This window comes from Hydrogenophaga sp., assembly GCF_051858985.1.
Classification (GTDB): domain Bacteria; phylum Pseudomonadota; class Gammaproteobacteria; order Burkholderiales; family Burkholderiaceae_C; genus Hydrogenophaga.
The window spans coordinates 741,794-754,329 of record NZ_JBHYGM010000003.1 but is presented as its reverse complement, the minus strand read 5'-3'; the positions used below and the strand labels follow the sequence as shown (position 1 = coordinate 754,329).

8 protein-coding genes are annotated in these 12,536 nt (G+C 67.3%); 3 read left to right on the top strand and 5 right to left on the bottom strand.

Annotated elements, in window-relative coordinates; translation table 11 throughout:
- Positions 1 to 40: 40 nt before the first annotated feature.
- Both ACTIEY_RS16030 and ettA read right to left on the bottom strand, forming a co-directional pair.
- Positions 41 to 580 carry a DUF1415 domain-containing protein gene (locus ACTIEY_RS16030; protein ID WP_439520122.1) on the bottom strand — a complete coding sequence of 180 codons (540 nt, stop codon included), beginning with the start codon at positions 578 to 580 and terminating at the stop codon, positions 41 to 43.
- Positions 580 to 2,241, bottom strand: a complete 1,662-nt coding sequence (ettA, locus tag ACTIEY_RS16025) for an energy-dependent translational throttle protein EttA (protein ID WP_439520121.1) — start codon at positions 2,239 to 2,241, stop codon at positions 580 to 582. Before ettA ends, ACTIEY_RS16030 begins: the two co-directional genes overlap by 1 nt.
- 256 nt (positions 2,242 to 2,497) lie before the next feature.
- Between ettA and ACTIEY_RS16020 the strand changes: the two genes are divergently transcribed.
- Positions 2,498 to 4,276, top strand: coding sequence for a DEAD/DEAH box helicase (locus tag ACTIEY_RS16020; RefSeq protein WP_439520120.1), 1,779 nt, complete (start codon positions 2,498 to 2,500; stop codon positions 4,274 to 4,276).
- 34 nt (positions 4,277 to 4,310) lie between these two features.
- Here ACTIEY_RS16020 and cphA read toward each other — a convergent pair whose 3' ends face one another.
- A complete protein-coding gene (gene cphA / locus ACTIEY_RS16015; protein WP_439520119.1) occupies positions 4,311 to 6,911 on the bottom strand; it encodes a cyanophycin synthetase in 2,601 nt (866 codons plus the stop codon).
- 33 nt (positions 6,912 to 6,944) lie between these two features.
- On the bottom strand, positions 6,945 to 9,170 hold the full coding sequence (locus ACTIEY_RS16010) for a cyanophycin synthetase (protein ID WP_439520118.1): 2,226 nt from the start codon (positions 9,168 to 9,170) through the stop codon (positions 6,945 to 6,947).
- Between the two features lie 164 nt (positions 9,171 to 9,334).
- On the opposite strand from ACTIEY_RS16010, the gene ACTIEY_RS16005 reads away from it, so the two are divergent.
- A complete protein-coding gene (locus ACTIEY_RS16005) occupies positions 9,335 to 11,614 on the top strand; it encodes a cyanophycin metabolism-associated ABC transporter (RefSeq protein ID WP_439520117.1) in 2,280 nt (759 codons plus the stop codon).
- The gene (locus ACTIEY_RS16000; RefSeq protein WP_439520116.1) at positions 11,611 to 12,093 is read left to right on the top strand and encodes a cyanophycin metabolism-associated DUF1854 family protein; all 483 of its coding nucleotides are present in this window, start codon (positions 11,611 to 11,613) and stop codon (positions 12,091 to 12,093) included. Before ACTIEY_RS16005 ends, ACTIEY_RS16000 begins: the two co-directional genes overlap by 4 nt.
- Before the next feature lie 6 nt (positions 12,094 to 12,099).
- On the opposite strand, the gene ACTIEY_RS15995 is transcribed toward ACTIEY_RS16000, so the two are convergent.
- On the bottom strand, positions 12,100 to 12,483 hold the full coding sequence (locus tag ACTIEY_RS15995) for a hypothetical protein (RefSeq protein WP_439520115.1): 384 nt from the start codon (positions 12,481 to 12,483) through the stop codon (positions 12,100 to 12,102).
- Between the last annotated feature and the right edge of the window lie 53 nt (positions 12,484 to 12,536).

The window sequence follows — 12,536 nt, the reverse complement described above, 5'->3', positions numbered from 1 at the left end:
AACGGCAAACCCGGAAAAGAAACCGGTAAACCCTGACAGTTCAGGCTTTTGCCCACAACGCCTGCCAGCCGGCCAGACCGAGCTGACGCAAGGTGACCAGGTTGCGCTCCACGATGGCCTCGGCATCGCCGCCCTCTGTGGCCACGGCACGCTCCACACTCGCTTCGCGCAACAGATGCAAGGTGGGATAAGGCGATCGGTTGGTGCAGTTGGTCACATCGTCGGGCTCGGTGCCCTCGAACTGGAACCGGGGATGGAACGGCGCGACCTGCATCACCCCTTCCAGTTCGTGCTCGGCCACCACATCGTCGACGACGTTGAGGAAGTCGTTGAACACCTCGAAATCGGGAAATAGCGTGGGGTGGACCAGCAGCGTGGTGTCCACCTCCTCGGCCGGCGTGCGGACCAGCAGGTCGAGCTCCCGATCCAGGTCGTCCAGGAAGGCATCGAGGTGCCGCGCCTGACTGACCACGACGCGCACCTGGTTCTTCACGTAGACCGCCCGCGCGAAAGGACACAGGTTCAGGCCGATCACGGCCTTTTCGATCCACGCTCGCGTGGCGGTCTCGACGTCCGTCATCACTTCAAGGCTTTGAAGCGCATGCGCTTGGGTTTGGCACCTTCCTCACCCAGGCGCTTCTTCTTGTCGGCCTCGTACTCCTGGTAGTTGCCGTTGAAGAACACCCACTGGCTATCGCCCTCGGCCGCGAGGATGTGGGTGGCGATCCGATCAAGGAACCATCGGTCGTGGCTGATGACGAGCGCGCAACCGGCGAACTCGAGCAGCGCGTCTTCCAGTGCACGCAGGGTCTCCACGTCCAGATCGTTCGACGGTTCGTCCAGCAGCAGCACGTTGCCGCCCTCGGCCAGCGTCTTGGCCAGGTGCAGACGGCCTCGCTCACCGCCGGAGAGGCTGCCCACGCGCTTTTGCTGGTCGCCACCCGAGAAATTGAAGCGGCCGCAATACGCGCGGCTGGGCATCTGGAACTTGCCCACGGTGATCATGTCCAGCCCGCCGGAGATGTCTTCCCACACGGTCTTTTCGTTCTGCAGATCGTCGCGGCTCTGGTCCACCACAGCCATGCGCACCGTCTGCCCGATCTTCACTTCGCCACTGTCGGGCTGCTCCTTGCCGGAGATCAGCTTGAACAACGTCGATTTGCCGGCACCGTTGGGGCCGATGATGCCGACGATGGCCCCCGCCGGAATCTGGAAGCTCAGGTTGTCGATCAGGAGACGGTCGCCGAAACTTTTGCTGACGTTCTTGAATTCGAACACCTCGTTGCCCAGGCGCTCGGCCACGGGAATGAAGATTTCGTTGGTCTCGTTGCGCTTCTGGTAGTCGACGTCGCTCAGCTCTTCGAACCTCGCCAGACGCGCCTTGCTCTTGGCCTGGCGGCCCTTGGGGTTCTGGCGCACCCACTCCAGTTCCTTCTTCATGGCCTTGGTGCGCGCGTCTTCCGTGCGCTGCTCCTGCTCCAGCCGGGCTTCCTTCTGTTCCAGCCAAGTGGAGTAATTGCCCTTGTACGGGATGCCGTGGCCGCGGTCCAGTTCGAGGATCCACTCGGCAGCGTTGTCCAGGAAGTAGCGGTCGTGGGTAATGGCCACCACGGTGCCCGGGAATCGTTTGAGGAACTGCTCCAGCCAGTCCACGGATTCGGCATCCAGGTGGTTGGTGGGTTCGTCGAGCAACAGCATGTCGGGTTTGGACAGCAACATGCAGCAGAGCGCCACACGGCGCTTCTCGCCACCGGAGAGCACCCCGACCTTGGCGTCCCACGGCGGTAGACGCAGCGCGTCGGCAGCGATCTCCAGCTGGTGTTCACCGTCGGTGCCCGAAGTCGAAATCACGGCCTCCAGTTGCGCCTGCTCGGCCGCCAGCGCATCGAAGTCGGCGTCTTCCTCGGCATAGGCCGCGTAGACCTCTTCGAGACGCTTTTGCGCGGCGCGCACGCCGCTCATGCTGTTTTCGACCGCTTCACGAACGGTCTGCTCCGCGTCGAGCTGAGGTTCCTGCGGCAGGTAGCCGATGCGGATGCCCGGCATGGGGATCGCTTCGCCCTCGATCTCCTTGTCGATGCCGGCCATGATCTTGAGCAGCGTGGACTTGCCCGAACCGTTGGTGCCGAGCACGCCGATCTTGGCGCCTGGGAAAAAGGAAAGCGAGATGTCCTTGAGGATCTGGCGCTTGGGCGGCACGATCTTGCCAACCCGGTTCATGGAAAAGACGTATTGAGCCATGTGATGCTTTACCTGCGGAAATTCGCGCCTGAAGGCGGCGCCAAACGACCGATTATCGGCGCATGCGACAATACGGCCTGTCGGGCACTTCAGTTGGTCCGGCACCAGCGCTTGGCTGGGGTGTGCGCAAAACGCTTGCGGCCACCAACTTCCTGAATCCATCTGCCCCAGACTGACCGGGCGCTGTTGCCAGACCGGCGACGGCAACCGGAGTGGCCGATGCCCCCAGCGCCCTGGACGGGCGCCTCATCACAACATGACCTTTGACGATCTGAACCTGGCCCCGGCCATCGTGCAAGCAGTGCGCGAACACGGTTACGAAACCCCCACCCCCATCCAGGTCGAAGCCATTCCGGCGGTCCTGGCCGGACGCGACCTCCTCGGCGGCGCCCAGACCGGCACCGGCAAGACCGCCGCCTTCACGCTGCCCATGCTGCAGCGCCTCTCCAGCACCGAGCGCGCCAAGAGCCGCTTTGGCGGCGTCGGCATCCGCGCCCTGGTGCTCACCCCGACTCGCGAACTCGCTGCCCAGGTGGAAGAGTCGGTGCGCGTCTATGGCAAGCACCTCTCGCTGACTTCCACCGTGGTCTTCGGGGGGGTCGGCATGAACCCGCAGATCAATGCCATGAAGCGTGGCATCGACATCCTGGTGGCCACGCCGGGCCGATTGCTCGACCTGCAGCAGCAAGGTTTCCTGGACCTGTCCACCGTGCAGATGCTGGTGCTTGACGAAGCCGACCGCATGCTCGACATGGGCTTCATCCACGACGTGAAGAAGATCCTGGCGCTGGTGCCGCGTGACAAGCAGAGCCTGCTGTTCTCGGCCACCTTCAGCGACGAGATCCGTGACCTCGCCAGCGCCCTGCTCAAGGACCCGCTGCACATCCAGGTGACCCCACGCAACACGACGGTGCAGCGCATCACCCAGGTGATCCACCCCGTGGGTCGCGGCAAGAAGAAGGCCCTGCTCGCCCACATCATCAACCAGCACAACTGGAGCCAGGTGCTGGTGTTCACGCGAACCAAGTTCGGCGCCAACAACGTCGCCGAGTACCTCACCAAGAACGGCATCCACGCCATGGCGCTGCACGGGAACAAGAGCCAGGGTGCCCGCACCCAGGCCCTGGCCGGCTTCAAGAGCGGCGAGATCCGTGCGCTGGTGGCCACCGACATCGCCGCGCGCGGCATCGACATCGACGAACTGCCGCACGTGGTGAACTACGAGATTCCCAACGTCTGCGAAGACTACGTGCACCGCATCGGTCGCACCGGCCGCGCCGGCAACAGCGGCGAAGCCGTCAACCTCGTGAGCCTGGACGAGGAAGGTTTCATGATGGACATCGAGCGCTTCACCAAGCAGCAGATTCCGGTGCAGATGTTCCCTGAATTCATGCCCGAACCCGGCGAGAAGGCCGAGCCCATCGCCATGGGCCGCCAGACCATCTGGGGCGGCGCCGGCAAGCCGCCGAGCCGCGAGGTGATGGCCGCTGCCGCCAAGGCTGCGCGCACCGAAATGCTGCAACGCGTTCGCGAGAAGAAGGCCGGCGAGCCCGGCCAGGGCCGTGGCAACGGCGGTGGGCAGCAACGGCAGCGCCCGGCAGGTGACGGCCCCCAGGCCGATGGCCCGCGCGGTGAAGGCCGGCGTGGCAACGGCGGCGGCAATGGCAATGGGCAGCCACGCCATGGCGGCAACCGCAACGGCGCGCAGGGCCAGCGCCCGCCGCGCCAGCATGCCGACCGTCCCCCCCGCGAAGACCGCGGACCGCGTGAAGACCGCGGCCCACGCGAGGACCGCGAGCCCGGTGCCGAGCGCCAGCCCGGTCCCAACGCCCACCTGGGCAGCCTGCGCATCAAGGAGCCGCGCCCACGCGCCGCCAACCCGGGCGGTCAGCCCGATCCGCTGCGCACCAGCATCGATGCCATGCGCACCGGCAACCGCGGCGGCAAGGGCAAAGGCGGCGGTGGCGGCGGACAACGCGGCAATGCCGGTGGCCCGGCCGATCCGCTGCGCACGAACTACGGCAGGATTCGCTGACCCTGCGGCGCTGCGGGGGACCGGCGCGGTGAACTCAGTGCTCTGAGGCGACCGGCTGCGCCTCGCCTTCTCGGATGCGCGAAGCCAGGTGGGCCAGCGCTTCCTCCACCTGATCGACGAGGATCAGGCACAGGTCGCCCGGGCCCAGGCGCTCCAGCGCCGTGTCGATGGCAACGAACTCGCCGCGGATCTCCAGCACCTCGCTGGTTCGACTCGCTCCCTGCAGGCCCTGCCGCAGCAGGGTGAGCACCTCGCCGTCTTCGCGCCCGCGCTGGCAGGCATCCTGGAACAGCAGCACGTCATCGAAGGCGGTGCCCAGGATCGCGGTCTGCTCGCGAATGTCCTCGTCGCGGCGGTCGCCGGCACCGCTGATGACCACACTGCGCCGGCGCGCCGGCATGGCCTTGACGGCATCCACCAGCGCCCGCATGGCGTCGGGGTTGTGGCCGTAGTCGGCGATCACGGTGGCGCCCTTGTAGTCCATGACGTTGAAACGGCCGGGCGCGTTGTCGGCGTCGTTGGAGAAGGTCGCCAGCCCCCGGGCGATGGTGTCCCAGTCGAGCCCCGTGCACCAGGCCGCGCCGATGGCGGCCATGACGTTGTCTTTCTGGAAACCGATGGAGCCGCCGCGCGTGATCGGCACGCCCTGCAGCGGAATCTGCACGCGCCAGCTGCCTTCGCTCACCACGATCCGGTCGCCTTCAATGCAGATCGTGCGGCGGCCCTGCACGCGGTGCGCGGCCAGGACAGGGTGGTCGTGGTCCTGCGCGAAGAACACCACGCCGCCGGTGCACTTGGCGGCCATGGCGGCGACGATGGGGTCGGCCGCGTTGAGCACCGCATAGCCCGTGGGCGCCACGTTCATGACGATGACGCGCTTGAGCACCGCCAGGTCTTCCACGGTGGTGATGTAGTTCAGGCCAAGGTGGTCGCCCGCGCCCACGTTGGTCACCACCGCCACGCTGCACTGGTCGAAGCCCAGACCTTCTCGCAGCATGCCGCCGCGCGCGGTCTCCAGCACCGCGGCGTCCACGTCAGGGTGCAGCAGCACGTTGCGTGCGCTCTTGGGGCCGGAGCAGTCTCCGCTGTCGATCTGGCGGCCATCGACGTACACGCCATCGGTGTTGGTCATGCCCACACGCTTGCCGCTGGTGGCCATCAGGTGCGCGATCAGTCGCGTGGTGGTGGTCTTGCCGTTGGTGCCGGTGACCGCAATCACCGGAATGCGGCCGTCGTCGCCCGGTTCGAACATGTGCGACACCACGGCCTCTCCCACGGGCCGACCCTTGCCATAGGACGGTGAGAGGTGCATGCGAAGACCCGGCGCTGCATTCACCTCGACCACGCCGCCGCTCTGCTTCTCCAGCGGCACGTGCACGCTCTCGCACACCACATCGACACCACAGATGTCGAGCCCGACCGTCTGCGCAGCCGCCACCGATCGCGCGGCCACATCCGGGTGCAGATCGTCGGTGACGTCGGTGGCGGTGCCGCCGGTGCTGAGGTTGGCGTTGTTGCGCAGCACGACGCGCCGCCCCATGGCAGGCACCGAGTCGGGCGTGAGGCCCTGCACGCCCAGGCGCGCTCGCGCAATGTCATCGAACCGGATCTTCGTCAGCGACGTGGCATGGCCTTCGCCGCGCCGGGGGTCGGCGTTGACGATGTCAACGAGCTCGCTCACCGTGTGTTCGCCGTCGCCAATGACATGCGGCGGATCGCGGCGGGAAGCAGCGACGACACGGTCGCCCACCACCAGCATGCGGAAATCGCTGCCGGGCAGGTACTTCTCCACCATCACTTCGCCGAACTCGGCGGCGGCGCGGAAGGCCACTTCCAGGTGATCGCGCGAGACGATGTTGACCGTGACACCCTTGCCCTGGTTGCCGTCCTGCGGCTTGACGACCACCGGCAGGCCGATCTCCTGCGCCGCCGCCCACGCGTCGTTCACGTCGTTCACCGGTCGACCTTCGGGCACGGGCACGCCGGCGGCGGCCAGCAGTTTCTTGGTCAGGTCCTTGTCCTGCGCGATCGATTCCGACACCGCGCTGGTGCTGTCGACCTCGGCCGCCCAGATGCGCCGCTGGCGCGAGCCCCAGCCCAGTTGCACCAGGCTGCCCGACGTGAGGCGCCGGTAGGGAATGTTGCGGGCCACGGCCGCGTCCACGATGCAGCCCGTGCTCGGGCCCAGGCGCACGTCTTCGTCGAGCACGCGCAAGCGGATGATGGCGGCGTCCACATCGAAGCCGTGCGGCTCACCAGCGCCCACGGCCGCGAGCAGTTCCTGCGCCAGGTCGAAGGCCAGCCGCCCCACCACTTCCTCGCTGTACTGCGCCACCACCTGGAAGACCCCGGGTTCGATCGTGCTCGCCACGCGGCGAAAGGTCACCGGGCAGCCCGCCTGGGCCTGCAACGCCAGCGCCACATCGGCCAGCACATGCGCCAGCGAGAGGTGCTCCTGCGGATTGCTGGGCTGCAGCGCGCCCACGGCGGGGAACAGCTCGCGCAGGCGCCGTTCGAAACCGGGCAGGCCGTTCAGATCGAGTTCGCGCGCTTCGCAGGCCACGATGGCCTCGATGCAGGTGTGGCGGCTCCAGAGGTTGGGGCCGCGCAGGGTCCGGATGCGGGAAACGTCCATGAAGGCTGATGGGTGGGTTGAAACAGGGTCGGTTCAGGACACCAGGACGGGCACCGCGGCATCGGCAGGTTCAGGGGCCGCCGCCGCGCCATAGCCACAGGTCTCCATGCCGGCGGCGATCAATTCGGGCGACACCGCCAGCGCCCAGGCGGCAGCGGCCACGGCCAGCAGCGTGTGCAGCCCGAGTTCTTCGGCCAGGCGCTGGACGACGGGCGCGTCCAGCTTCACCCGATGAGTCCTGCGCGTACCTTCGGACAGCACCAGCGTGCCGTCGGACACCGACACCGTGCGCAGGCCCAGGGCCCGGTGCTTCTCCAGCAGCGAGGAGTCCCCGTCGAGGCCGTAGAACATCACGTCGCCATCGCACAGGCTGGCCATCTGCGCCACACGGGCGTCGTCGGCATTGAGCACGGCCACGCCATCGGGCAGGACCACATCGACCTGCGTGCGAAGCACGCGGTAGAGCTGGTCGACATCGCGGACGTCGTAGCGCTCCAGCCCCTGCACGTCGTCGAGATCGGTAACCACGCCCACCGCGCAGCGGTCGTAAGCGAGGCCATCCTCCAGGATGGCGGCGGCATCGTTCTCCAGCACCACGGCGTCCACATCCCGGTTCATGAGCAGGCGCTGGCCTGCGTCCCAGTGGGCGCTGGGCCGGGGATCGACCTTGCGCGTGCCGAGGAAGAGGCCGTCGCGGCAGGCCAGGCCCACCTGGTGCCCGCTCAGGTGCAGCAGCCAGGCCACCAGGCGGGCGATGGCACCGCCGTGCCGGGAGCCGGCCACACCCACAATCGGCACCCGGCCGTTGCCGCCCTCGTCGAACAGGTGATCCACGATGGCACGACCCACGGGGCGCGACATGCCGGTGGCGGGCTTGAGGTGCATCAGCAAACCGGGGCCGGCGTTCACTTCCACCACCGCGCCGCCTTGCGCCTGCAGGGGACGCCCGATGTCCTGCGCCACCACGTCGACACCCGCGACGTCCAGCCCCACCACGCGCGCGGCCAGCGACACGGCGTGCGCCACCTCCGGGTGCACGTCGTCGGTGCAGTCGATCGCCACATTGCCGTTGCGCTGCACCAGCACCCGGCGCCCGGCCACCGGGACCGCTTCGCCCGCCAGGCCCTGGCGCTCCAGCAGCAGGCGCATCACGGGCTCGCGCTCCAGGCGAATGGTCTCGAGCGGGAATTCCTCGGCCTCGCCGCGGCGCGGATCGTTGTTGAGCTGGCTGTCGATGAGCTGCGCCACGGTGGAACGACCATCGCCCACCACCGACAGGCTCTCGCCACGCGCAGCCGCAACGACGCGCCCGCCCACCACCAGCAGACGGTGTTCGTCGCCGCGCACATAACGCTCCACCATCACCTCGCTGCCTTCGGCGTCGGCGACGGAAAAAGCCTTCTCCACGTCGGCGCGTTCGGAGAGGTCCAGGCTCACGCCGCGGCCATGGTTGGCGTCCGAAGGTTTGACGACCACTGGCAGGCCAATGTCCTGTGCAGCTTCCCAGGCGGCGGCCGGGCTGTCCACCACCTGGCCCTCGGGCACCGGCACGCCGCACGACGCCAGCAAGCTCTTGGTGAGGTCCTTGTCATGGGCGATGTTCCCGGCAATCGCGCTCGTGCGGTCGGTCTCGGCGGTCCAGATGCGGCGCTGGCGTTTGCCGTGGCCGAGTTGCACCAGGTTGCCGTCGTTCAGGCGCAGGTGCGGGATGCCGCGGTCGGTGGCAGCGGCGACGATGGCAGCGGTGCTGGGCCCGAGGTAGCTGCGGTCGATCTGCTCGACGATGCGCGCCACGGCGCCCGGTACGTCGAAAGCGGTCGCGCCGTCTTGCGGGTGGATGGCGGCCAGCAGCAGGGCATGGGCCTCGGCCAGCGCCGTGCGCGCCACCGCTTCGTCCCGCGCCCGGAACACCATGCGGTACACGCCGCGTTGGGTTGTCTCGCGGGTCTGGCCGAACCCCGTGGGCATGCCCGCCAGGTTGAGCAGCTCAATGACCACGTGTTCAAGGATGTGGCCTGCCCAGGTGCCTTCGCGCAGACGTTCAATGAAACCACCGCGCTCGCCCACGCCACAGTGGTGCTCCTCCAGCGCCGGCAGCCATGCGAGCAGGCGATCGGTAAGACCCGGCAGCTTGTTGGACGGCAGGTCCTCCAGATCGCCGAGGTCCAGCCAGACCTCGAGCACCGATCGGTACGTCCAGATGTTGGGGCCGCGCAGGTAGTTGATGCGCAGCAGCGTGATGTCGTGTCGAGAGCTCATGTCTCCAGCGGGACTCTTGTTTTCGGCAACCGGTTGGGGCACCGGCCTGAGGACAGGGAAGTTCGGTGCTTCAAGGCTGGTGGTGCCGACATCGGTGAAAATGCCATGTTCCCAAGTGGGAGCATGCCCGTTCTCGCGGTCGACGCCACGCAGCCATCTTCACCATGCTTTCACAAAATCCAGCTGAATCCTCAGCTCGAGGCGCCGAATCTGTGCGAAATGCCCAGCGGCCCGCGATGACCCGGCTGGGGGGCGATGATAGCGCCGTCGCCTCTTTGGCGCTGGACCTGGACGAGCATTTACATTTCCGCACACGCACCCTGTTGTTAAGCCGCCAACGCCTCGTGCTGGAAGACGAGTCGTGGGTGCTGACGCCGGACATGGAATTGCGTCTGGGTGACCACGCAGGCGTCGGCGTGCTGGAGCTCATGGGCGCCGAGGGCCGCCTGGCCGTGTGGCGTTTCACGCTGGCCGCACAACCCAGGGCGGCGCGGCTGGTCGATCAGTTCCAGCGCGTGATCGCCCAGCTCGACCAGACCGCAGACACGGCGCTCGACCACGACGTGCGAACCTGCCCGCAGTGCCAGGCCAGCCTGCCAACGGACAGCGACGAATGCCCCGACTGCGCTCAGGAGGCGCCGCAGGCCCCGCCGTCGACATGGGTATTGCTGCGCCTGTGGCGCTTCGCCCGCCCCTACCGCTGGACCCTGTTCTCCGGTTTCGCACTGACGCTGGCGTCCACCGCAGCCACGCTGGTGCCACCCTATCTCACCATCCCCTTGATGGACCGGGTGTTGATTCCGTTCCAGAACGGACAGGACATCGACACCGCCCTGGTGCTGCTGCTGCTGTCGGGCCTGCTTGGCTCGGCGTTGCTGGCCTGGGGCCTGGGCTGGGCGCGCACGTGGTTGCTGGCCGTGGTGTCCGAGCGCATCAGCTCCGACCTGCGCACCACCACGTTCGACCACCTGCTCGAACTCTCGCTGGACTACTTCGGCAGCAAGCGCACCGGCGATCTCATGGCCCGCATCGGCAGCGAGACCGACCGCATCAGCGTGTTCCTCTCGCTGCACGCGCTCGACTTCGTCACCGACGTGCTGATGATCAGCATGACCGCCGTGATCCTGTTCTCCATCAACCCCTGGCTGGCGCTGGTCACCCTGCTGCCGCTGCCCTTCATCGGCTGGATGATCCATCTGGTTCGCGACCGCCTGCGCACCGGCTTCGAGAAGATCGACCGTGTGTGGGGCGAGGTGACCAACGTGCTGGCCGACACCATTCCCGGCATCCGCGTGGTCAAGGCTTTCGCGCAGGAAGCCCGCGAAGCACGCCGCTTCAAGCGCGCGAACGAGCACAACCTGGCCGTCAACGACCGCATCAACAAGACCTGGTCGCTGTTCACGCCCACCGTCACGCTGCTCACCGAAATCGGCCTGCTCGTGGTGTGGGCATTCGGCATCTGGCTGGTCAGCCAGAGCGAGATCACGGTCGGTGTCCTCACCGCCTTCATCGCCTACATCGGGCGCTTCTACGGCAGGCTCGATTCCATGAGCCGCATCGTCTCCGTCACGCAGAAGGCGGCCTCGGGTGCCAAGCGCATCTTCGACATCCTCGATCACGTCTCCAATGTGCCCGACCCTGTCCAGCCAGTGCCGCTGGCGCAGGTCAAGGGCGGGCTGGAAATGCAGGACGTGAGCTTTCGCTACGGCAGCCGCACCGTGATCCGCAACCTGAGCCTGGAGATCCACCCCGGCGAAATGATCGGGCTGGTCGGTCACAGCGGCTCGGGCAAGAGCACGCTGGTGAACCTGCTTTGCCGCTTCTACGACGTCAGCGAGGGCGCCATCCGCATCGACGGCGTGGACATCCGCCGTGTCGCGGTGGCCGATTTCCGTCGCCACATCGGCCTGGTGCTGCAGGAGCCTTTCCTGTTCTTCGGCACCATCGCCGAGAACATCGCCTACGGCAAACCGGGCGCCACGCGCGCCGAGATCGTGGCCGCGGCACGCGCTGCGCACGCGCACGAGTTCATCCTGCGCCTGCCGCAGGGGTACGACTCGCTGGTGGGCGAGCGCGGCCAGGGCCTCTCGGGTGGCGAGCGCCAGCGCATCAGCATTGCGCGGGCCTTGCTGATCGACCCGCGCATCCTGATCCTGGACGAGGCCACCTCATCGGTCGACACCGAGACCGAGAAGGAAATCCAGAAAGCGCTGGACAACCTGGTGCAGGGGCGCACCACGATTGCCATCGCGCACCGCCTCTCCACGCTGCGCAAGGCCGACCGCCTGGTGGTGATGGACCGCGGCCAGGTGGTGGAGATCGGGCCACACGACGAGCTCATGGCCTTGCGGGGGCACTACTGGCGGCTCTACGAAGCACAGGCTCGCAAGGAGCAGGAGGCCGCCGCGCTGCTGGACGGGGAAACGGCCGAGGACAACCCATGAACGAGAACACCCCCCCCGCGGCCTGGCAACTGCACCGCAACGCCTTCGGGCGGCTGGTGCTCACGCTCGGCAGCGGTGAGACGCACACCGGCGTGGTGCCCGTGCGTGCCTTTCCCATCGGCGCTCCAGACGAAGGCCTGTCCCTTCTGGGCAGCGATGGCCATGAATTGCTCTGGGTGGACCACTTCTCTGCGATGCCACCGCCAGCGCGTGAACTGATCCAGGAAGAACTGGCGCAGCGCGAGTTCACACCCGTGATCCAGCGGCTGGAGTCGGTGTCGACGTTCTCCACGCCCAGCACCTGGCAGGTGAAGACCGATCGGGGCGCCACGAGCTTCGTGCTGCGCAGTGAAGACGACATCCGGCGACTGGACGGCCAGGCCCTGCTGATCCAGGCGAGCCACGGCGTGAGCTTCGCGGTGCGCGACCGGCTTGCGCTGGATGCGCACTCCCGGCGGCTTCTCGACCGGTTTCTCTGACCCGGATCAGCCGCGCACAAAGACGGTGACCAGCGGCTCGCTCCCCGCCTGGCGGCTGCGGTGGCCGTGCACGGTGGGGTCGAAGGTGGCGCCTTCAGGCAGGGTGTCGGCGGAATAGAAATGCTGGCCGGGGCCGAAGGCGCGCCAGCTGCCGTCCTGCAGGCCGATTTCCATGCAGCCCTGCAGCACGAACAGCCATTGCTGCGCTTCGGTGCAATGGAAATCGCTGCGAAAGCCCACCGGACTCTGGCGCAGCTGGCAGCCGGTCGCGGGCAACACGCTCGAGAGCCGCGCCGCAGCCGAGCCCTCAGAGAGCGGGATCGGCGCCTCGCGAAAACGCGCCAGCCCATCGGTGTCGGTGTAGAGAATCACCTGGGTGAATGTGTTCAAGGAAATCTCCGGAATCGGTCCGCCGTTGTACCAGAGCATCGCGGGTTTTCGCT

Excerpts from the sequence above, each read along its gene's own strand:
- ACTIEY_RS16010 (WP_439520118.1), bottom strand. The coding sequence starts at position 9,170 with ATGAGCTCTCGACACGACATCACGCTGCTGCGCATCAACTACCTGCGC.
- ACTIEY_RS16030 (WP_439520122.1), bottom strand. The coding sequence starts at position 580 with ATGACGGACGTCGAGACCGCCACGCGAGCGTGGATCGAAAAGGCCGTG.
- ettA (WP_439520121.1), bottom strand. The coding sequence starts at position 2,241 with ATGGCTCAATACGTCTTTTCCATGAACCGGGTTGGCAAGATCGTGCCG.
- ACTIEY_RS16020 (WP_439520120.1), top strand. The coding sequence starts at position 2,498 with ATGACCTTTGACGATCTGAACCTGGCCCCGGCCATCGTGCAAGCAGTG.
- cphA (WP_439520119.1), bottom strand. The coding sequence starts at position 6,911 with ATGGACGTTTCCCGCATCCGGACCCTGCGCGGCCCCAACCTCTGGAGC.
- ACTIEY_RS16000 (WP_439520116.1), top strand. The coding sequence starts at position 11,611 with ATGAACGAGAACACCCCCCCCGCGGCCTGGCAACTGCACCGCAACGCC.
- ACTIEY_RS16005 (WP_439520117.1), top strand. The coding sequence starts at position 9,335 with ATGCTTTCACAAAATCCAGCTGAATCCTCAGCTCGAGGCGCCGAATCT.